This is a genomic window from Mesorhizobium sp. WSM4821 (genome assembly GCF_055901555.1).
In genome coordinates this window covers 1,330,627-1,350,868 of sequence record NZ_CM148371.1, presented here as the reverse complement: position 1 = coordinate 1,350,868, position 20,242 = coordinate 1,330,627, and the positions used below count along the sequence as shown (strand labels likewise).

Below are 20,242 nucleotides of genomic sequence, written 5' to 3'. Positions count from 1 at the left end.
AAGCAGCCGGATGAGGGGGCAACCCTCATAGGAGAAAGACCATGATCACCTCAGGCCAGCTCGACGGTCCGCCCTTCCTCTATGCTCTGCTCGGCGGCAAGCACGATGCGTAGGCTGTTGACCGCCGCATTCATCTGCTCGGACAGGTCGAGATCCTCGCGGATGGCGCGCAGGAAGAACGCCTGCTCGCGATCGCAAAGCTCCTGGTGGCCGGGCTCGTCCTCCATGCTGACGATCTCGTCCGGCTTGCTGAAGTTCTTGTCGCCGTCGACTTGGGCGTAGTGGATCTTGAGCGCATCTGTCTTGGTGTGCCGGTCGATGTCGGCGGAGTTCGACACCTCGGCCAATTCGGCTGCGCTGCTCGCCTGCTGTCCGGCGATGATCGAGACCGCGCCCTTGGGACCGACCACGTCCTTCACGAAATAGGCCGTCTCGCTCATCATCGGCCCCCAGCCCGCCTCATACCAGCCGACCGAACCGTCATCGAAGGTGACATGCAGATGGCCATAGTTCTGCTTGGCTGCATCCGCCCACAATTTGGCGCCGATGCCGTGGACGCGGACCGGCTTGGCTCCGGTCAGTTGGCACATCACGTCGACATAGTGGACGCCGCAATCGACGATCGGGATCAGCGAATCGATCAGGTTCTTGTGCCAGTGCCAGGCGCTGCCGCTGCTCTGCTGATTGAGGTTGAGCCGCATGACCAGCGGCTTGCCGAGCGTCCTGCCGACCTCGATGAACTTGATCCATGACGGGTGAACGCGCAGGATATAGCCGAGCACCAGCTTGCGGTCCTTCGCCCGCGCAGCGGCGACCACCTTTTCGGCGTCCTCGATGTTGGTGGCGACTGGCTTTTCCATGAACACATGGCAGCCGGCGTCGATCGCCTTCAACGCGTATTCGGCATGCGTGTTGGGCCAGCTGTTGATGGAAACGGCGTCCGGCCTGGTCTCCTTCAGCGCCTGGTCGAAATCCTCGTAGAGCGGGTAGCCGGCTAATTCCGCTGGGATTTTTGTGTTGCTCTTGATCGAGCGGCTCATGATGCCGACGACCTCGAAGCCGTCCGATCGATGGTAGGCGCCGGCATGCGACGCGCCCATATTGCCCAGCCCCACCACCAGCACTTTCACCTCGTCGGTCAAAGCCACCTCCCTTTTTTGATTTGCCGGGAGCGGCGACCCAGTCGCCGCCCATATGGTTTGCCGAGCGCCTTACTTGACCGCCGCGTCGAAAAGATGCGCCTTGATCTTCTCCACGTCGAGCGCAGCAAAGCCTTCCGACAGCTTGTACCCGTCGGCATCGGCCTTGACCTTGGCCTTGTCGAAATCATTGGCAGGGCCGATCAGCTCGTTGGTGCAGACGTCCTCGGCCTTCACCGGGCTGGTGATCTGGCCGATCTTGTGGATCTCGTCGAAGAAGCCCTGCCAGCTCGCCATATCGTGCGAGCCCCAGCCTTCGCGCTTGTCCATGTCGCCACGGAAGACGTTGATCTGCTGCAGGATCGAGGTGGTGCCGAGCTCCGGCCCGAGATTCTTGGCCAGCGTCGGGAACTGCTCGAACACCGCTTCGACGGCGGCGCGTGGATTCTGGAAGCCGAATTCGAGGCCCATCGCCCAACCGCGCAGATACTTTTCCAGGAATGCCTTGCGGTCGGGATCTTCGAGATCGGCCGCCCGCACGACGAAAGTGTTCGCCGGCAGCTTCGAATTCTGCACGCCGAGCCAATATTCGAAGTCGAGGCTCTTGGCGATCCATTCGGCGCGTAAGCCTTCCCACGATAGTGCAGCATCGCCCTGGCCGCCGGCCAATGCGGTGCCCCAGGTCGGCCAGCCGGCTTCGACATATCTGACCTTCTTGATGTCGACGCCTTGCGCCGCCAGCAGCGGATCGGTGATCGCCTGCCATGCGGCGGAGCCGAGCAGGATGGTCTTGCCTTCGAGCTGCTTCAGGTCGTTCGTTCCCTCGCCCTTGCGGAAGGCGAAGCTGAACGTGTCGCGCGCGCCCATGTGGAACACGGATTTGAGCTTCATGCCGTTCTGGATGGCGAAGGAGAAGACGCCGGGCGAAGGGAAGCCCATGTCGGCCTGGCCGACATCGACGAACTTCACCGTCGCGGTGCCGTCCGACGGGCCCGGCTGCATGTCGGTGTCGAGGTCGCCGAAATAGCCAGCTTTCTTGGCGGCCCAATAGGGATAATCGTCGAGCACTTCGAGCGTGCCGCGCGGGGAAATCCAGGTAAATTTGCCGTAGGGCTCGGCCTGCGCCCTGAACCCGGAGGCGCCGAGCGCGGTGGCCGTCACCAGGCCGGCGCCGGTCACCTGCAGGAAGGTGCGGCGGCTGATACCCGCTCTTATCGCTATGTTGATGGAACTTTCTTTGATCATGGCATTCCCCTTTTTGTTGATTGCTCGTTTGCCCTGCCGCCCGCCTCCCGGGCGCCATCACTGCCCTGTGCTCACGCCTCCCAGCTCGCCCACTTCTTGCCGATTAGGAAGAAGAGCACGTATATGAGGATGCCGAGGGTCGAGAGGATCAGAACCACCGCGAAGAACTGCGGCATCTGGATCATCGACGAATAGGTGGTCAGCCGGTTGCCGAGGCCGAAGCCGCCGCCGACCATCTCGGCGCCGACTGCGGTCAGCAGCCCGAAGATCGCGCCGATCATCAGGCCGACAAGGATCATCGGCAGCGCCATCGGCGCCCGGATCTTCCAGAATATCTGCAAGGTGCTGGCGCCATAGGATCGCGCCAGCGCGATCTTGGCGCTGTCGACTCGGCGAAAGCCGGTCGCCGCATTGATCATAACCATCGGGCCGGCGGCCAGCGCCACCGCGATGATGCGCGGCGTGTAGCCGAAGCCGAAGCGCAGGATCAGAAGCGGCACCAGCGCCAGCATCGGCGTGGTGACCAGCAGCAGGATGTAGGGCGCGACGATCTTTTCGGCGAACGGGAATTGCGTGATCACCGCGGCCATCACCAGGCCGATGATGGCGCCGATCGCGAAGCCGGAAACAAGTTCCACCAGCGTGTAGCCGAGATGCGGCGCAATCAGCGGGAACTCGTCGAACAGCGCGTAGGCGATCGCGCTTGGCCCTGGCATGATGTAGTGCGGCACGTTGAACAGCCGCAGCGCCAGCTCGATGCCGCCGATGATGACCACCGCAACGGTGACGATGGCGGCGACTTCTGCACCCGACCTGATGCCGGGGCCGCTGGCGAAGGCCGAAAGATTGGTCAGGCTGACGTCATGCCCATCGCCGGCCTTGGCGCCCGCCTTGGCCTTGGAGAATTCCGGGATGGCGTCGTCCCCGCTCACGGCCTGATCCTTACAATTTCGGCGGTGGCGCGCTCCCGCGCCTTCGGCCGTACGCGTTCGCCGACGATGTCCATCTTGATCGTGTTGGTGAGGTCGAAGACCTCCTTCGTCGCCATAATCTCCAGCGAGCGCGGGCGCGGGAACGGCACGCGATATTCCTTGGTGACGCGCCCCGGCCGTGCGCTCAGCACCACCACCGTGTCGGACAGGAAGATCGCCTCCTCGATGCTGTGGGTGATGAAGACGATGGTGGTTTTGGTATCGAGCCAGATCTCCTCGACGAGACGGTTCATCTCTTCACGGGTAAAACTGTCGAGCGCGCCGAACGGCTCGTCCATCAAAAGCACGGACGGCTTCAGCGCCAGCGCCCGCACGATTGCCGCGCGCTGCTGCATGCCGCCCGAAAGCTCGCGCGGAAACTTGCCGCCGAAGCCGTCGAGCCCAACGCGGTGGACGAGATGCGCGATCCAGCCGCGATCCGGCTTCTCGCCCTTGATCTCGAAGGGAAAATGGATGTTTGCGTCGAGATTGCGCCACGGCAGGAGGTTTGCCTCCTGGAAGACGATGCCGATGTCCGGGTGCGGACCGTTAATCTCCTTGCCGTCGAGCCGGATTGCGCCGCTGGTCAGGCGATGCAGCCCGGACATCGACCATAAGAGTGTCGTCTTGCCACAGCCGGAGGGCCCCACGATCGAGACGATCTCATTGGCATGGACGTCGAGGCTGCAGCGGTCTAGCGCCAAAAGGTCGCCGGAAACCGTATGATAGATCTTGGTCGCGTCCTGCACGCCAAGCTTCGGGGTGTTTGCACTGCCCGCGTTCATGCGCCCCTCGGGGATTGCGCGATGATCCGATGGTGATCCGTCCGCAAAAATCAGTCTGTAACTATCCTACTTTACTGTCAAGCGGCGACCGTGCCTCTAGTCCGCGCGATCGTTTATGTCACGACTATCTAATTGTTTAAAATAGCTTTTCTATTCTTGAAATGCTTGTTGCTTTCCTACATACTTCGCAAACAAGCCGCGCGAGGCAGAGCAGGCAAGCGATGCGCAAACATGGTAGAGGTCGAGTTCGACGAACGGCAGGGGGTGACTCATGACCGAAGCTGATCGCCAGGGGCCGCCGACCTCCGACGGCGACCCCGATGGGCGCGATCCGGATGGACGCGATCATGTCAGGCGCATACCCGACATCATCTCGCTGGTGAAAGATTCCTATGGCGACCTCCGCCCGGCGGAGCGGCGCGTCGCCGACGTCGTGCTCGACGACGTCAGGTTCGCGGTCGACGCCTCCAACGCAGCGCTTGCCCAGAAAGCTCAGGTCAGCGAACCCACCGTGACCCGGTTCTGCCGCGCCATCGGCTGCGAGGGCGTGCGCGACTTCAAGCTGAAACTGGCGCAGAGCCTTGTCGTCGGCGCGCTCTATCTGAGCAAGCCGCCGCCCACCAGCGCGGACAATGGGATGCCGTTCTGGAATGCCGTGTTCGGCGAGGCACGCCGGGCGCTGCAGGAAGCCGAACGTCAGCTCGATCCGGCGCAGCTGGTGAGAGCGGCCGAGCTCATCGCCAAGGCGCGTCAGGTCACTGTGTTCGGCCTCGGCGGCAGCTCCTCGGCGTTGGCCCAGGAAACCCAGTACCGGCTGTTCCGCTACGGCATCACCGTCAGCGCCCAATGCGACCCGTATCTGATGCGGATGACCGCCTCGACCTTGAAGCCTAGCGATCTGGTGATCGCCATCTCGGCTACGGGACGCACGCGCGAGGTGATCGAAGCCGTCGAACTCGCCAAGCACTACCGCGCCAACGCGATCGGCGTGACCGCGCCCGACACCGACCTGGCCCGCGCCTGCGACGTCAGGCTGACGGTTGCCGTGCCCGAATATCCCGACACGCTGAAGCCGACAGCTTCCCGCTTCGCCTTCCTGGCCGTCATCGACCTGATGGCAGTGGCAGCCGCCTACAAGCTCGACGGCTCGGCCCGCGACACGGTTCGCCGCATCAAGTACAACGCCCAGATCCACAGGACGGGCAAGGAGATGGAACCGCTCGGGGATTGAAGGCCCCTCATCCGGCCGCTTCGCGGCCACCTTCTCCCCGGCGGGGAGAAGAGGATGGCACCTGCATCGACAGTCTCCTCTCCCCTCGGGGAGAGGTCAGCCGAGCGAAGCGGAGGCTGGGTGAGGGGGAGGCGCCGACTTGAAGGGAAGAAGGAACACAGATGCTCGACATGGCACCATCGAAACAGGCGGCCACCTGGCTTTCCTCCCTCGCCCGTGCGCTCGAGGCGGGCGATGCCGAGGCCGCGACCAACCTGTTTGTCGAGGACTGCTACTGGCGCGACCTGCTGACCTTCACCTGGAACATCAAGACCATGGAAGGCCGCGGGGCGATCCGCGACATGCTGGAGGCCACGCTGGCGACGACAAAGCCGACCGCCTGGCTCAGCGGCGAGGCGAGCTCGGACGACGGCATCGTCGAGGCCTGGTTCACCTTCGAAACGTCGTCTGCCTGGGGTCAGGGCGTTCTGCGCCTGGCAGAGGGCCGGTGTCGAACGCTGTTCACGGCGATGAGCGATCTCAAGGGCTTTGAAGAGCGCAAGGGACCCGCGCGGCCTCTGGGCGTCCGCCACAAGGCCGACCCGGATCGAGAAACCTGGGCAGAGGCGAGGGTGCGCGAGGCGCGCGACCTCGGCGCCATTGAACAGCCCTACTGCCTGGTCATCGGCGGCGGCCAGGGCGGCATCATGCTGGGGGCGCGGCTGCGGCAGCTTGGCGTGCCGGCCATCGTCATCGAGAAGAACGCTCAAGCCGGCGATTCCTGGCGCAACCGCTATCGCTCGCTCGTGCTGCACGACCCGGTCTGGTACGATCATCTGCCCTACATCCCGTTTCCCGAAAACTGGCCGGTGTTCACGCCCAAGGACAAGATGGGCGACTGGCTCGAAATGTACACGCGCGTCATGGAGCTCAACTACTGGGCCTCGACGAGATGCGTCAGCGCGTCCTACGACGAGGCCGAGAAGGCCTGGACGGTCGAGGTCGATCGAGCCGGCCAGTGCATCAAGCTGAAGCCGAAGCACATTGTCTTTGCGACCGGCGCCTATGGCCCGCCCAGGCGGATCGACCTGCCGGGCGCCGATGTTTTCCACGGCGAGATCCTGCACTCCAGCCAATATTCCAGCGGCGAGAAATTCCGCGGCAAGAAGGTTGCCGTCATCGGCGCGGCGAGTTCGGGACATGACATCAGCGTCGACCTCTGGGAGAGCGGCGCTGAGGTGACCATGATCCAGCGCTCGCCGACGACAGTCGTCAAGTCCGACACCCTGATGGAGGTCGGGTTCGAGATCTTTTCGGAAGATGCGCTGGCCCGCGGCACATCCACAGAGAAGGCCGACATGATTGTCGCGTCGACGCCCTTCGCGCTGCTGCCGCAAAGCCAGCGGGCGCTCTATGACATCATCAAGGCGCGCGACGCGGCATTCTACGATCGCTTGCGCGGCTCAGGCTTCGCCATCGATTTCGGCGACGACGAGACCGGGCTGCTGATGAAGGCCTACCGCACCGGCTCGGGCTATTACATCGACGTCGGCGCCTCGGATCTGATCATCGATGGTGAGATCGGCGTCCGCAGCGGCGTCGAGATCAAATCGCTGACGTCGGCCGGGATCCTGTTCGACGACAGCACCGAACTGGCGGCTGATGCCATCATCTCCTGCACCGGCTATCAATCGATGAACGAGACGGTAGCAGCGATCGTCTCGCGCGAGGTCGCCGACAGGGTCGGCCCGTGCTGGGGGCTGGGCTCCGGCACCAGGGGCGATCCGGGTCCGTGGCAGGGCGAATTGCGCAACATGTGGAAGCCGACGGCGCAGGAAGCGCTATGGTTCCACGGCGGCAATCTCGCACTGTCGCGTTTCTATTCGAAATTCGTGGCGCTGCAGATCAAGGCGCGCATGGAAGGCATTGCGACGCCGGTTTACGGAGCGCCAGGGCAGTAAGCTATCTTTCCAGGGCAGATAGGGCAATCGCGGTGATCAAAACCAATCTCTCCGCCATCTACCGAGACTACATAGCCTGCCTGAACAAGCAGGACTGGCCGAAGCTGGGACAGTTCGTCCATGATGAAGCGATCCACAATGGTCGCCGGGTCGGGTTATCAGGTTATCTCGAAATGCTGCGGAGAGACTTCGATGAAATTCCGGACCTTTATTTCGACGTCCAGATGCTGATTTCCGATCCGCCTTACATCGCTAGCCGGCTAGGCTTCGACTGCACGCCAAAGGGAGCGTTCCTTGGCCTCGACGTAAACGGGAAGAGAGTCTCCTTTGCCGAGAATGTGATCTATGAGTTTCGCGCCGAAAAGATCGTTCAGGTCTGGTCTGTCATAGACAAGGCGGCTATCGAAGCCCAACTTTAGAACTATCGCGTATCTCGTCACCGCACCCGCCACGACCAAGCATAACCAGCGGGGCATGATAAATTCAGGGATGCCCACTCCGGAACGGTGCCAAAGCGGCAGGCCTGCCGGAAATCACGCACCCACTTGACCAACACATATCTCAGCGGTTATACGCCAATCAATAGCCCACAAGTTATCGATCTCAAATGCCGAACGCTCACGATGTGCTCTTCAGAACGCTCGCCGATCCGACCAGGCGGGCTCTCTTTGAACGACTGTGCCGCGAAGGAGAACAGACGGTCGGCGCCCTCACGGTTCAGTCCGGGGTCTCACAACCGGCCGTGTCGAAGCATCTCGGCGTTCTGCGGCAGGCCGGACTGGTACGCGATCGCCATGAAGGTCGCCAGACTCACTATAGTGCGCAACTCGGCGCGCTGGCTCCGCTGATCGACTGGACAAGCCGGATGGCCGGGTTCTGGCAGAGCCGCTTCGACGACCTCGAAGACCTGCTCAAAAGGATGGACCAGTGAACGAAACATCGACCGAAACGCTCTCCGTCGTTGTCGAACGGGAGATCGCTTATCCGCCGGAGAAGATCTGGCGCGCGCTCACGCAACCACACCTGATCGAGGAGTGGCTCATGAAGAACGACTTCAAGCCGGTGGCGAACCACCGTTTCAGTCTTCGCGCGGACTGGGGCGCTGTAGATTGCCAGGTCCAGACGGTCGTGCCGAACAGAACGCTGACTTACACGTGGGATACTAAGGATCTCAAGAGCGTGGTCACCTGGACTCTCACCCCTACGAGCACGGGGGCCCATTTGCGTATGGAACAGTCGGGCTTCCGACTGGATCAGCAGCCTTACTTCCGGGGCGCCAAGGTTGGCTGGCCGAGGTTCTTTGAAAACCTGGAGCAGCTCTTGGCGCGGATAGACTGAAGTCTGCCGGCACAATTCAAAGACAGACCCTGTTTACGAAGCGTCACGCCGCGAACGTGACGATGGAGGAACACCAATGAAGATCAAGTTGACCAGTGTGTACGTGACCGACCAGGAAAAGGCGCTGCGCTTCTACACCGAGGTGCTAGGCTTTACCAAGAAGGCCGATTTCAGCAATGGTCCGTTCCGCTGGCTGACCGTGGCCTCACCCGATGAGCCGGACGGAACCGAGCTGCAACTCGCGGCCGACGACAGCCCGGCGGCCAAGGCCTACCAGCAAGCCATATTCCAGCAGGGCCAGCCCGCGGTCATGTTCTTCACCGACGACGTCAAGGGCGACTACGAGCGCATCAAAGCGCGCGGCGCCGAGTTCACCATGCCGCCGACCGAGGTAACCGGATCGACCATCGCCCAGCTGAGCGACACCTGCGGCAACCTCATTCAGATCACCCAGCTGGCGCGCTGGTAGGGCGGGCTCGCTCAATAGGAGGTCCTGATGAATTGGAACATGTGGGTTCGGCAGATTCACCGGTGGACGTCGATCGTCTTTACAGTGACCGTCATCGCCAACTTCGTCGCCTTGGGTATGGGGGAGCCTCCGGCCTGGGTGGTCTACTCGCCGCTGCCGCCGCTCTTCCTGCAGTTGTTCACCGGTCTGTACATGTTCGTGCTGCCATTTGCCGCCAAGTGGCGCAGCGGACAACGCACCGGCGCGACGGGACTGAACGGTTAGTCGTGGCTGTGCCCGAAATGCCGGCTCGCGACATCGACATGCGTCTCGTGGCCATGCGCTTCGAAACGCTCGGTATCGCTAAGATCGTCCACCGCCTCGTTCGGCCACCAGGTGCCGCCAATCACGATACCGTCCGAGACCAGCCTCTGCTCGGCGACCAGCGAGGCGCCGACCGCATCGACAAAGGTGAAGCGTCCCGGACGCAGCCGCAGCACCGCGATGTCGCCGACGGCACCAACCGTGAGCTTGCCAAGATCGGGCCTTGCGATCGCTTCCGCCGGCCGTTGTGTTGCGGCGCGCAGGACCTCGACGAGCGGCATGCCGAGCGCCAGCAGCTTTGACATGCAGACCAGAATGTCGAAGGCTGGACCGTCGACGCAGTAAAGATGCACGTCGCTGCTGATCACGTCCGGCGCCAGCCCCTCGCTGAGCATCGCCTTGGCGACCGCGAAGTCGAACGAGCCCATGCCGTGGCCGATGTCAAAGATGACGCCGCGTTCGCGCGCCAGCCGCATGTCCGGCCGCACCGCGCCCGAGGCGAAGATCGGCGCGTTGGGAAACGGCCGGAAGCAATGGGTGAGAACGTCCCCCCTGCGCAGCCGTGGCAGCACTTCCGAGCGGCCCGGCGGCGGCTCGTCGATATGTGCCATCAGCGGCAGGCCGGCCCGATCGGCGGCCTCGAGTGCCAGATCGACCGGGGCGATGCCGCTGGTGCCGCCGGCATGGCGACCTGAGCGGACCTTGACGCCGACGACCACCTCGCGATGCTCGCGCGCCGCTGCGACGACCTCGCGCGGATTACACAGTCCGAGGTCGCTGCACTCGCCGACCGAGACCGTCTGCGAGAAGCCGAAAATGCCGGCAAAGGAAATGTTGACATACGCCAGGATGCGGACTTTCGAACGCTCAATGACGTGGCGGCGAAAGCCAAGGAAATTGCCGGCGCCGGCGCTTCCGGCGTCGATGAACGTCGTGGTTCCGCTCTTTGCGGCGAGGCGGTCGGCGTCGACGCCGAGCGACGTGCCGCCCCAATAGACGTGACTGTGCAGGTCGATGAGGCCGGGCGCGACGATAGAGCCCGTCGCATCAATGACGCGTGCGGCACGGTCGAAGGGGATATCTGCATCGATCGCGGCGATGCGGCCGTCGGCGATGGCGACGTCGCCTTGCGCGTCGAGGCCGGACGCCGGATCGATGAGGCGGCCGCCCTTCAGCAGGAGATCAAATTGCATCGGCGTCCGCCTCCGTTCCGTCTTCAGACCGGTTTGTAGGCGACGGCCTCGACCTCGATCTTGATGTCGATCATCAGGCGTGACTCGACGGTGGTGCGCGCCGGCGGATCTTTTGGGAAATGCCTGGCATAGACGGCATTGAAGGCGCCGAAATCGCGCGCGTCCTCGAGCCAGACGGTCGTCTTGACCACGTCGTCCATGGTGCAGCCGGCAAGCGCCAAGGCTGCCTTGACGTTCGAAAGCACCTGCTCGGTCTGCTCAGTGATGCCGCCCTTGACCACCACGCCGTCGCTGCCGACCGGGACTTGGCCGGAGACATAAACCATATTGCCGGCCCGGACCGCTGGCGACAGCGGCACATGGGATGTTCCAAAACACTGCTTGGGCAAGGAAAATCTCCTGTTCAAAAACACTGGCGCCTTGCCGCGCTGTCCGGCAATCGCCGTAAGTCATCGCGGTTCGGGCTTTCTCGCTGCACCGGTTTGCCCGTTTCCTGCCGGAAGGTCTACGCCGGTCCGCGCGATTCTCATATAGGCCGTGTTGGAAAGCAACATTTTTCGGAATTTATGTTGCTTTATTACAAGAGCATTAGCATCCTGCGCGAGGAATGATTGCGTCGGTTCATCCGGCAGGCGAGGATTGGACCTGGAACAGGCGAGGAGCCGCATGATCGATTTCGGTGGTCGAAGCGTGGTCGTCACAGGCGCGGCAGGCGGTGTCGGCAGCGCGCTGGTCGCCGTTTTATCTGCCTGCGGTGCAACGGTGGTCGCCTGCGATCGCGAAGGCACCGACCTGACCGGCGCCGGGATAGAAGAGGCGCACTATTTCGACCTGCTCGATGACGACGCCGTGGCGGCATTTGCCAGGCGCATCAGTGAAAAGGCGGCCCCCGCGGCGGTTATCTCGAATGCCGGCTGGACGCGGGCGGAAACGCTCGCCGACGTCTCGATGGCTGCTCTCGATCACGAGATGTGTCTGAACTTTCGCAGCGCCGCGCTGCTGTCGCGGGCACTGCTTCCCGTCATGCGCGACCAGCCGCAGGGCGCGGCCTTGGTGTTCATCTCCTCGGTCAACGCGCAGGCCCATTTCGGTAACCCCGCCTACGCCGCTGCCAAGGCGGCGCTCAACGCCTGGATGCGCGCCATCGCCACCGAGGAAGGCCGCAACGGCATCAGGGCGAATGCCGTCATTCCCGGCTCGATCCGGACCGGAGCCTGGGAACATCGCCTTGCCCATAAGCCGGAGATCCTCGCCGCCGTCGTCAAGCTCTATCCGCTCGGCAGGCTGGTCGAACCGGTCGAGGTTGCCCGCGCCGCGGTATTCCTGGCGTCGCCCTTTGCCAGCGGCATCACGGGCACGACTTTGAATGTCGACGCCGGCCTGATGGCCGGCAATCTGCCGTTTCTGGATCAGATCGGCGGTTGACCGGTTGAAGTCGAGCCTTCAGCCGATCGAAAATATCGCGAGACAGGGGAGCAAGAAGTGACCTTCGACAAGAACCCGTTTCCGCCCGGCGACGCCGACCGCCATGCACTCTGGGAGATGCTGGTGCGCCGCGACATCGACGCTTTCCTCGGCCAGGACTGGTCGATGGTCGAGGACGATTTTGTGGCCTCGAGCTTCTTCGGCATGCACGCCCATTTCCTCAACGATGCGGACGCCTGGCGGCTGCAGTTCCCAACGCTTGGCAGCTATCGCGACGAGTGGCTGCGCCAGGCCAGGGAAACCGCGGCGACGACATTCGCCGAACCGTTGCGTGAGGCGCTGTTTCGCATCACCAACATGCGCGACATCGATGTCGACGGCGACCGCGCCGTGCTGCACAAGAAGTTCAATGGCTCGGTCACCAAGCCCGACGGCAGCGCCGAGACGCTGAAATGGCAAACCCTCTATTTCTGTACCAAGGTGGAGGGAAGCTGGAAGATATCAGGTTTCGTCGGCTACATGCCGCATCCGCTCGGCAGCTAGTTCTGCCGCTCAGCGATCGATCCGTGTCGACAGGATGATCGAGGACGACGTTCGTTCGACCCCGTCCATCGCGCCGATCTGGTCGAGGAGCGTGTCGAGGTCCTTGATCGACGGCGCGTCGACGATGACGATCATGTCGAAATTGCCGCTCACGGAATGCAGCGTCCGGACCGGCGCCAGCGCCTGCAGGCTGCGCACCACCTTGTCGGCGAGCTTGGGCGTGACGGTGAGCAGGACATGCGCCCGCACCAGTCCCTGTTCGTAATCCGGCGAAAGCCTCACCCCATAGCCGGTGATGATGCCGCGCTGTTCCAGCCGCTCGATCCGGCTTTGCACGGTCGTCCGCGACACGCCAAGCCGCCGCGCCAGTTCGGCGGTCGAAGCGCGCGCGTTCGCCCGCAGCAGCGAGAGCAGGGCCTGTTCGGCGTCACTGAGCATTTCGCTGAAACCCTTCAGCATATTGTTCAAAAACTGATTTCGTTTCGCACAATTTCACGCTTCCTTTCGACAGGCAAGCTGCGATCATGTCCTCGCGGTCAAACATTTGGGCGAGGGAACCGGTCATGAAGAAAATCATTGTTGTCGGCGCCGGCAAGATCGGCTCGACCATCGCCGAGATGCTGGCTTCCACAGACGACTACCACGTCACCCTCGTCGACCGCTCGGTCGCACAGCTCGGCGCGGCCGAACTGCCCGCGACCGTTGCGACCCTGGAACTCGACATCGAAGCATCAGGCACCCTCGAGGCGGCCTTGGCCGGCACATTCGCCGTGCTCAGCGCCGTGCCTTTCCATTTGACCACGCGCATCGCCGAAGCGGCGGCGACCTCCGGCGTCCACTATCTCGACCTGACCGAGGATGTCGTCAGCACCCGGCGCGTCAAGGAGCTGGCGCGCTCGGCCAAGAGCGCCTTCATTCCGCAATGCGGGCTGGCGCCGGGCTTCATCTCGATCGTCGCCAACGATCTCGCAAGCCGCTTCGACACGCTGGAGAGCGTGCGCATGCGGGTCGGCGCGCTGCCGCAATACCCGTCGAATGCGCTGAACTACAATCTGACCTGGAGCACCGATGGCGTCATCAACGAATATTGCGAGTCCTGCGAGGCGATCGTCGAAGGCGAACTGATCGAGGTGCCGCCGCTCGAGGAGCGCGAGGAATTCTCGCTCGACGGCGTCACCTACGAGGCGTTCAACACCTCAGGTGGCCTCGGCACTTTGGCCGAGACGCTGAAGGGCAAGGTGCGCACGCTGAACTATCGCACCATCCGTTACCCCGGCCACGCCGCGTTCATGAAAGCGCTGCTCAACGACCTTGGCCTGCGCCACCGCCGCGACGTGCTGAAGGACATTTTCGAAAGCGCCCTGCCGGCAACGCTGCAGGACGTGGTCATCGTCTTCGTCACCGTCAGCGGCCGCAAGAACGGCCGCCTGCTGCAGGAGACCTACGCCAACAAGATCTACGCCAGGCGCGTCGGCGAAATGGTGCGTAGCGCCATCCAGATCACCACGGCCTCCGCCATCTGCGCGGTGCTCGACATGCTGGCCGACGGCACCTTGCCGGGGCAAGGCTTCGTCAGGCAGGAGGCCATCGCCCTTGACGCCTTCCTGGCCAATCGCTTCGGCCACGCTTACGCACAGCATGAAATGGTTAGCCGGCTGGCGAGCTAGGTTCCCGGCGATCTCACGCCTTCGTCATCCTGGGGCGGAGCAAGGAGTGAAGCGACGCGGCGCAGACCCTGGGATCCATGCCGTTGCCGCAGGTGCAGAATTCTGTTTCCGCCGCATTCCTCGGCTGATGTCACGGCATGGATCCCAGGGTCTTCGCTCCGCTTCGCGTTCGCTGCGCCCTGGGATGACGAAGGCGCGGGGCTCTAGATGTGCAGCGCGTGCCCAAGCGCCTTCAGCGCGGCTTCCTGAAAACCCTCGCCTTGCGTCGGATGAGCATGAATGGTGCCGGCAATGTCCTCCAGCCGGGCGCCCATTTCGAGCGCGAGGCCGAAAGCCGCCGACAGTTCCGACACACCCTGGCCGACCGCCTGGATGCCGAGCACCAGATGGTTGTCCGCGCGGGCAACGACCCGCGCGAATCCATCCTCGCCCATTTTCGTCATGGCCCGGCCATTGGCGGCGAAGGGGAACAGCCCGACCTTGATCTCACCGCCAAGCGCCTTGGCCTCCTCCGGCGACAGGCCTGCTGTGACCAGTTCAGGATCGGTGAAGCAGATGGCGGGAATGCAGCGCTTGTCCCAGCTGCGCTTGTGGCCGGCGACGATCTCGGCGACCATCTCGCCCTGCGCCATCGCCCGGTGCGCCAGCATCGGCTCGCCGGTGACGTCGCCGATGGCGAAGATACCGCGCATCGAGGTGCGGCACTGCTCGTCGATGCGGATGAATTTCCCTGCCATGTCGAGATCGATCTGCTCCAGGCCCCAGTCTTCGATCACCGGCTTGCGCCCGACGGTGACCAGAATCCTGTCGGCAGCGATCTTGGCATTCTTGCCGTCCTTCGTCTCGACCAGCAGCGCATCGCCCTTGGTCGACAACCCCTTGGCCTTGGCGCCCACAAGCACCTCGATACCGAGCTCGGTGAGCCGCTTCACGACTGGCCGGGTCAGCTCTGCATCATACTGTGCCAGCACGCGTGGCAAAGCCTCGACCACAGTCACCCTGGCGCCCATCTTGGCGAAGGCAATGCCGAGCTCGAGCCCGATATAGCCGCCGCCGACGACGGCAAGCCTTTCCGGCACTTCGCTCAGCACCAGCGCTTCGGTGGACGAGATCACCGGCCCACCGAACGGCAAGAACGGCAGCTCGACCGGCGCCGAGCCGGTCGCGATCACCACCGTCTCGGCGCGGACCACCTGCATCCCGGTCTCGGTCTGGACCTCGACGGTCTTGCCGTCGCGGAATTTCGCCCAGCCATGCACGGTCTTGACCCCGGCCTTCTTGAGCAGGCCGGCGACGCCGCTGTTCAGCCGGCTAACAATGCCGTCCTTCCAGGCTATGGTCGTGGCGAGGTCAAGGGACGGCGCCCCGACCATGATGCCGAGCGGGCTTTTGCCGCCGGCCATGTGCGACACCTTTTCGAACTCCTCGGCCGCATGGATCAGTGCCTTGGATGGGATGCAGCCGACATTGAGACAAGTGCCGCCCGGTTTGCCGAACTCGACGATAACCGTGTCGATGCCGAGCTGGCCGGCGCGGATGGCTGAGACATAGCCGCCGGGACCGGCGCCGATGACGAGCAGCTTGCAGGAGATTTCTTTCATGTCATCACCTGGTTCGTCGCTCTGGCAAATCGCCAACCTTGGAGACTAGCCGAAACATCCCCATTGTCATCCTGGGGCGGCGCAGGAGCGAAGCGACGTTGCGTATAGACCCCAGGACCCATGCCGTTACATCTGCGACACGTGAAGGCGGCCCAGAATCGGTGCTTTTCCGCACCCGGGGGGATGAAGGGGATGATCATTGTCTGCTTGGCATAAGGTGCCACCAAAAGCTGTTGCGGATAGGAGCGTCGTTCTGGGCCGCTGCATTCTTCGGCCGATGTCACGGCATGGATCCCAGGGTCTGCACTCCGCTTCGCGTTCGCTCCGCCCTGGCACGACGAAGGCAGGGTGGCCCGCAGCCAATCGCCAGTGTTGGAGATTGGCGGCTGGGGGCTGGCCGGCAGCGACCGTTCATAGTCCCGTTTAGGTTCAGTCAAAGAGTCAAATCCTCCGTCCATCGCCTCTAATCCACGAAGATCAGCGCCGGGGTCTCCAGCAGCGTCTTGATCCGTTGGATAAACACCGCGGCGTCCCAGCCGTCCACGACGCGGTGGTCGAAGCTGGAGGACAGGTTCATCATCTTGCGCGGGATGAACTGGGTGCCGTCCCACACCGGCCGCACCATCATCTTGTTGACGCCGAGGATCGCCACTTCCGGATGATTGATCACCGGTGTCGTCGCCACGCCGCCCATGGCGCCGAGCGAAGTGATGGTGATGGTCGAGCCCGAAAGCTCGTCCCGCGTCGCCGTGCCTGACCTGGCCGCCTCAGCAAGCCTGTTGAGCTCGGCGGCGCAGTCCCAGATGTCGCGCGCCTCGGCATGCTTGACCACCGGCACCACCAGCCCTGAAGGCGTCTGCGCGGCGATGCCGATATGGACGCCGCCATGCTGGTGGATGATGCCGGCCTCGTCGTCGAACAGCGCGTTGAGGTTGGGCTGGTCGGCAATCGCCTTGACCATCGCCCGCATCAGGAACGGCAGCAGCGTCAGCTTCGGTCTTTCCGCGCCGCTGCGCTTCTCCTTGTTGAGCGCCGCGCGCAAGTCCTCGAGCGCGGTGACATCGATCTCCTCGACATAGGTGATATGCGGGATGCGCGATTTGGCCAGTCTCATCTTCTCGGCGATCTTTCGCCTGAGCCCGATCACCTTGATGTCCTCGATCGTCTCGTTGCGGGCGAGGCCGGAGACTTTCGCCAGCTGCGGTCCGCGCGCCAGAAGGGCCTCGATGTCCTCATGCTGGATACGGCCGGCCGGGCCGCTTCCCGCGACTTGCCGAAGGTCGATGCCGCCCTCTTTCGCTCTCAGGCGGATGGCGGGCGAGGCCAGCGGCTTTTCACCTTCGGGGCGGGGTGCGCCGGCCGCCGCAGTACCCCTGCCGACTGCAGTGCCCCCACCCCTAACCGGGGAGGGGGATTCCGTCGTCGGCTCACTTCCGCGCACAGAAGCGCTTCCTGACGAAGGTGGGGATGGTTTGGCATCGGCCTTGGGAGCCGAAGCTCGTCCCCCTGCCCATTGTGGGGAGAAGTTAAGGGTGGGGGCAATCTTGGAGTCCGCCTCAACGTCCTGCGGCGCGGCATTCTTGACATTACCCTCTCCCGCCACTTTCAGCCGGACGATGGGCGAGCCGATCGCCACCGTGTCGCCGATCTCCGCGCCGAGCCAGAGGATCTCGCCATCGACGGGCGAGGGAATTTCTACGGTCGCCTTGTCGGTCATCACGGCGGCCAGCACCGCGTCCTCGCGCACGAGGTCACCAACCTTGACCTGCCATTCGACCAGCTCGGCCTCGGCGACACCTTCGCCGACATCGGGCAGCTTGATCACATATTCACCCATCAGTCAGGCCTCCATCGTTTCGACGAGCGCGCGGCCGACCCGGGCAGGCCCGGGGAAATAGTCCCACTCCTGCGCATGCGGGTAGGGTGTGTCCCAGCCGGCGACACGCGCTACCGGCGCCTCGAGGTGATAGAAACAATTCTCCTGCACCAGCGCCGACAGCTCGGCGCCGAAGCCTGACGTCAGCGTCGCCTCGTGCACGACCACGCAGCGCCCGGTCTTGTTCACCGAAGTGACGATCGTCTCGAGATCGAGCGGCAGCAGCGTTCTTAGATCGATAATCTCGGCATCGATGCCGGTTTCCGCCGCCGCCGCCTCGGCGACATAGACCATCGTGCCATAGGCGAGCACGGTCACAGCAGCGCCCAGCCGGCGGATCACCGCCTTGCCGAGGGGGACCGTGTAATGGCCATCGGCGACCTCGCCGAGCTCATGTTTCGACCACGGTGTCACCGGGCGGTCGTGATGGCCGTCGAAGGGACCGTTGTAAAGCCGCTTCGGCTCGAGGAAGATCACCGGATCTGGATCCTCGATCGCCGAGATCAGCAGACCCTTGGCATCATGCGGATTGGACGGCACGACGACCTTCAGGCCGGAGACGTGGGTGAACAGCGCCTCCGGGCTCTGGCTGTGGGTCTGGCCGCCGAAGATGCCGCCGCCGGTCGGCATCCTGACCACGATCGGGCAGGTGAAATCGCCGTTCGACCGGTAACGCAACCGCGCCGCTTCCGAGACGATCTGGTCGTAAGCCGGGTAAACGTAGTCGGCAAACTGCACCTCGACACAAGGCTTCAGCCCGTAGGCGGCCATGCCGATTGCCGAGCCGACAATGCCGGATTCACTGATCGGCGCATCGAAGCAGCGGCTTTTGCCGTATTTGGCCTGCAGCCCTTGCGTACAGCGGAAGACACCGCCGAAGAAACCGACATCCTCGCCATAGACGATGACACGCTCGTCGCGCGCCATCGACACGTCCATGGCGTCGCGGATTGCCTCGATCATGGTCCGTCTTGGCATGGTCAGACCCCTGCCTGCTGGCGCTGGCGCCTGAGATGCGGCGGCATCTCGGCATAGACGCCTTCGAACATGTCGCGCGTCGACGGCTTGCCGCCGGCATGCAGCGTGCCGTTGCGCTCGGCCTCCCTTTGCGCTGCGATCACTGTTTCGAGTATCTGCGCCTCGGCCTGGGTGTGGCGCTCGTCCGACCAGACGCCGCGCTGGATGAGGTGGTTCTTCAGCCTGACGATCGGGTCGCCAAGCGGCCACGCGTCGGACTCGGCCTTAGGCCGGTAGGCCGACGGATCGTCGGAGCTCGAATGCGCGCCGACGCGGTAGGTGACATATTCGACCAGTGTCGGCCCGAGATTGCTGCGCGCCCGCTCCGCCGCCCATTTGGCCACCGCATGGACGGCGAGATAGTCATTGCCGTCGACCCGCAGCGACGGAATGCCGAAGCCGAGGCCGCGCGCGGCGAAAGTGCCGGAGCCGCCGCGGGCGATGCCCTGGAAGGTCGAGATCGCCCACTGGTTATTGACAACGTTGAGCACGACCGGCGCCTTGTAGGTCGAGGCGAAGACCAACGCCGAATGAAAGTCGGACTCGGCGGTCGAGCCGTCGCCGATCCAGGCGGCGGCGATCTTCGAATCATTGCTGATCGCCGAAGCCATCGCCCAGCCGACCGCCTGGATGTACTGCGTCGCCAGATTGCCGGAGATCGAGAAGAAACCGTGCTCCTTCGACGAATACATGATCGGCAGCTGCCTGCCCTTCAGCGGATCGGCTTCGTTCGAATAGATCTGGTTCATCATTGTGACCATCGGATAGCCGTCGGCGATGAGCAGCCCTGCTTGCCGGTAGGTCGGAAAGTTCATGTCGCCCGGCGCCAGCGCCTTGCGGAAGGCGCAGCTCACCGCCTCTTCGCCCAGATGCTGCATGTAGAAGGAGGTCTTGCCCTGGCGCTGCGCCATCTGCATGCGCGCGTCGAAGCTGCGCAGCGTCATCATGTGGCGCAGGCCTTCCAGCAATTCGTCGTCGGAAAGCAGGCCGGCCCAGGGTCCGACGGCCTCGCCGGCGCGGTTCAGCACGCGGATGATCGAGAAAGCCATGTCGCGGATGGTACGCGGATCGACATCTATCTCGGGGCGCGGCACCGAGCCGGCCTTGGGGATGGTCACGTTGGAAAAATCCGGCGTACCGCCCGGCCGCACCTCCGGTTCCGGCACATGGAAGCGCAACATTCCAGCATCGGCCATGACCTTCGTCCTCCAATGTTGCCCGGCCCGATATTTGCACACCGCCAGACCAGTGCCAATTCGTCGGGCAAGGCTTCGGGCCAACAACCGCAGCCAGCACTCGTCAAGATGCAGATATGTCGGCGAAATTTCTTGTCGATCTTCCGCCGCCACGCGCAATTTGGCGCTTGATTGCGCCGGGTTTCTCGCCAGATAAGACAACGCGTCGGATTGAGGCCTCGCGCGGCGCCCCCTTCCTTCTTCCCTTGCGGGAGAAGGAAGGAGGAGCGGCGCCGTTCACCCCGCGCCCGCATCATGCTAACC

General features: G+C 63.5%; 21 protein-coding genes. 10 read left to right on the top strand and 11 right to left on the bottom strand.

Translation table 11 applies throughout. The features are described 5' to 3' along the window. Nucleotides 1–50: 50 nt before the first annotated feature. From AC0NID_RS06305 to AC0NID_RS06290, 4 genes are all read right to left on the bottom strand, one after another. Entirely contained in the window at nucleotides 51–1,142 is a 1,092-nt protein-coding gene (locus tag AC0NID_RS06305; RefSeq protein WP_473451900.1) for a Gfo/Idh/MocA family protein, read from the bottom strand. A 69-nt stretch (nucleotides 1,143–1,211) separates the two neighbouring features. Beyond that, a complete protein-coding gene (locus AC0NID_RS06300) occupies nucleotides 1,212–2,384 on the bottom strand; it encodes an ABC transporter substrate-binding protein (RefSeq protein ID WP_473451898.1) in 1,173 nt (390 codons plus the stop codon). 71 nt (nucleotides 2,385–2,455) lie between these two features. Continuing rightward, entirely contained in the window at nucleotides 2,456–3,316 is an 861-nt protein-coding gene (locus AC0NID_RS06295) for an ABC transporter permease (RefSeq protein ID WP_473451896.1), read from the bottom strand. Then, the gene (locus tag AC0NID_RS06290) at nucleotides 3,313–4,140 is read right to left on the bottom strand and encodes an ABC transporter ATP-binding protein (protein ID WP_473451894.1); all 828 of its coding nucleotides are present in this window, start codon (nucleotides 4,138–4,140) and stop codon (nucleotides 3,313–3,315) included. Before AC0NID_RS06290 ends, AC0NID_RS06295 begins: the two co-directional genes overlap by 4 nt. Before the next feature lie 271 nt (nucleotides 4,141–4,411). On the opposite strand from AC0NID_RS06290, the gene AC0NID_RS06285 reads away from it, so the two are divergent. From AC0NID_RS06285 to AC0NID_RS06255, 7 genes are all read left to right on the top strand, one after another. After that, nucleotides 4,412–5,371, top strand: a complete 960-nt coding sequence (locus AC0NID_RS06285; RefSeq protein ID WP_473451892.1) for a MurR/RpiR family transcriptional regulator — start codon at nucleotides 4,412–4,414, stop codon at nucleotides 5,369–5,371. Nucleotides 5,372–5,532: 161 nt separating this feature from the next. Beyond that, a complete protein-coding gene (locus AC0NID_RS06280) occupies nucleotides 5,533–7,311 on the top strand; it encodes an NAD(P)-binding domain-containing protein (protein ID WP_473451890.1) in 1,779 nt (592 codons plus the stop codon). 32 nt (nucleotides 7,312–7,343) lie between these two features. Further along, nucleotides 7,344–7,730 (top strand): ester cyclase, encoded by a 387-nt coding sequence (locus tag AC0NID_RS06275; protein WP_473451889.1) that lies wholly within the window; start codon nucleotides 7,344–7,346, stop codon nucleotides 7,728–7,730. A 188-nt stretch (nucleotides 7,731–7,918) separates the two neighbouring features. Then, complete coding sequence (locus tag AC0NID_RS06270; RefSeq protein ID WP_473451887.1) at nucleotides 7,919–8,242, top strand: ArsR/SmtB family transcription factor; 324 nt, start codon at nucleotides 7,919–7,921, stop codon at nucleotides 8,240–8,242. After that, the gene (locus tag AC0NID_RS06265; RefSeq protein WP_473451885.1) at nucleotides 8,239–8,649 is read left to right on the top strand and encodes an SRPBCC family protein; all 411 of its coding nucleotides are present in this window, start codon (nucleotides 8,239–8,241) and stop codon (nucleotides 8,647–8,649) included. The genes AC0NID_RS06270 and AC0NID_RS06265 overlap by 4 nt, the downstream gene beginning before the upstream one ends. Nucleotides 8,650–8,725: 76 nt before the next feature. Continuing rightward, nucleotides 8,726–9,118: a VOC family protein gene (locus AC0NID_RS06260; RefSeq protein ID WP_473451884.1), complete on the top strand. Its 393-nt coding sequence runs from the start codon at nucleotides 8,726–8,728 to the stop codon at nucleotides 9,116–9,118. 27 nt (nucleotides 9,119–9,145) lie between these two features. Then, entirely contained in the window at nucleotides 9,146–9,382 is a 237-nt protein-coding gene (locus tag AC0NID_RS06255) for a hypothetical protein (protein WP_473451882.1), read from the top strand. Here AC0NID_RS06255 and AC0NID_RS06250 read toward each other — a convergent pair. Beyond that, nucleotides 9,379–10,614, bottom strand: a complete 1,236-nt coding sequence (locus AC0NID_RS06250) for an amidohydrolase/deacetylase family metallohydrolase (RefSeq protein WP_473451880.1) — start codon at nucleotides 10,612–10,614, stop codon at nucleotides 9,379–9,381. The two genes, AC0NID_RS06255 and AC0NID_RS06250, sit on opposite strands and share 4 nt — an antisense overlap. A 23-nt stretch (nucleotides 10,615–10,637) precedes the next feature. Further along, nucleotides 10,638–10,940 (bottom strand): RidA family protein, encoded by a 303-nt coding sequence (locus tag AC0NID_RS06245; RefSeq protein ID WP_474033467.1) that lies wholly within the window; start codon nucleotides 10,938–10,940, stop codon nucleotides 10,638–10,640. Nucleotides 10,941–11,280: 340 nt separating this feature from the next. Between AC0NID_RS06245 and AC0NID_RS06240 the strand changes: the two genes are divergently transcribed. Continuing rightward, the gene (locus AC0NID_RS06240; RefSeq protein WP_473451876.1) at nucleotides 11,281–12,039 is read left to right on the top strand and encodes an SDR family oxidoreductase; all 759 of its coding nucleotides are present in this window, start codon (nucleotides 11,281–11,283) and stop codon (nucleotides 12,037–12,039) included. A 57-nt stretch (nucleotides 12,040–12,096) separates the two neighbouring features. After that, nucleotides 12,097–12,582: a hypothetical protein gene (locus AC0NID_RS06235; RefSeq protein ID WP_473451874.1), complete on the top strand. Its 486-nt coding sequence runs from the start codon at nucleotides 12,097–12,099 to the stop codon at nucleotides 12,580–12,582. 9 nt (nucleotides 12,583–12,591) lie between these two features. Here AC0NID_RS06235 and AC0NID_RS06230 read toward each other — a convergent pair whose 3' ends face one another. Beyond that, a complete protein-coding gene (locus AC0NID_RS06230) occupies nucleotides 12,592–13,020 on the bottom strand; it encodes an Lrp/AsnC family transcriptional regulator (RefSeq protein WP_473452635.1) in 429 nt (142 codons plus the stop codon). Between the two features lie 125 nt (nucleotides 13,021–13,145). Between AC0NID_RS06230 and AC0NID_RS06225 the strand changes: the two genes are divergently transcribed. After that, nucleotides 13,146–14,249: a saccharopine dehydrogenase family protein gene (locus AC0NID_RS06225; RefSeq protein ID WP_473451872.1), complete on the top strand. Its 1,104-nt coding sequence runs from the start codon at nucleotides 13,146–13,148 to the stop codon at nucleotides 14,247–14,249. Nucleotides 14,250–14,452: 203 nt separating this feature from the next. Here AC0NID_RS06225 and lpdA read toward each other — a convergent pair whose 3' ends face one another. From lpdA to AC0NID_RS06205, 4 genes are all read right to left on the bottom strand, one after another. Next, nucleotides 14,453–15,850: a dihydrolipoyl dehydrogenase gene (gene lpdA / locus AC0NID_RS06220; protein WP_473451870.1), complete on the bottom strand. Its 1,398-nt coding sequence runs from the start codon at nucleotides 15,848–15,850 to the stop codon at nucleotides 14,453–14,455. 463 nt (nucleotides 15,851–16,313) lie between these two features. Further along, the gene (locus AC0NID_RS06215; protein WP_473451868.1) at nucleotides 16,314–17,687 is read right to left on the bottom strand and encodes a dihydrolipoamide acetyltransferase family protein; all 1,374 of its coding nucleotides are present in this window, start codon (nucleotides 17,685–17,687) and stop codon (nucleotides 16,314–16,316) included. 3 nt (nucleotides 17,688–17,690) lie between these two features. After that, nucleotides 17,691–18,704 carry an alpha-ketoacid dehydrogenase subunit beta gene (locus AC0NID_RS06210; protein ID WP_473451866.1) on the bottom strand — a complete coding sequence of 338 codons (1,014 nt, stop codon included), beginning with the start codon at nucleotides 18,702–18,704 and terminating at the stop codon, nucleotides 17,691–17,693. A gap of 2 nt (nucleotides 18,705–18,706) precedes the next feature. Next, nucleotides 18,707–19,939, bottom strand: a complete 1,233-nt coding sequence (locus AC0NID_RS06205; protein ID WP_473451864.1) for a thiamine pyrophosphate-dependent enzyme — start codon at nucleotides 19,937–19,939, stop codon at nucleotides 18,707–18,709. Nucleotides 19,940–20,242 lie beyond the last annotated feature (303 nt).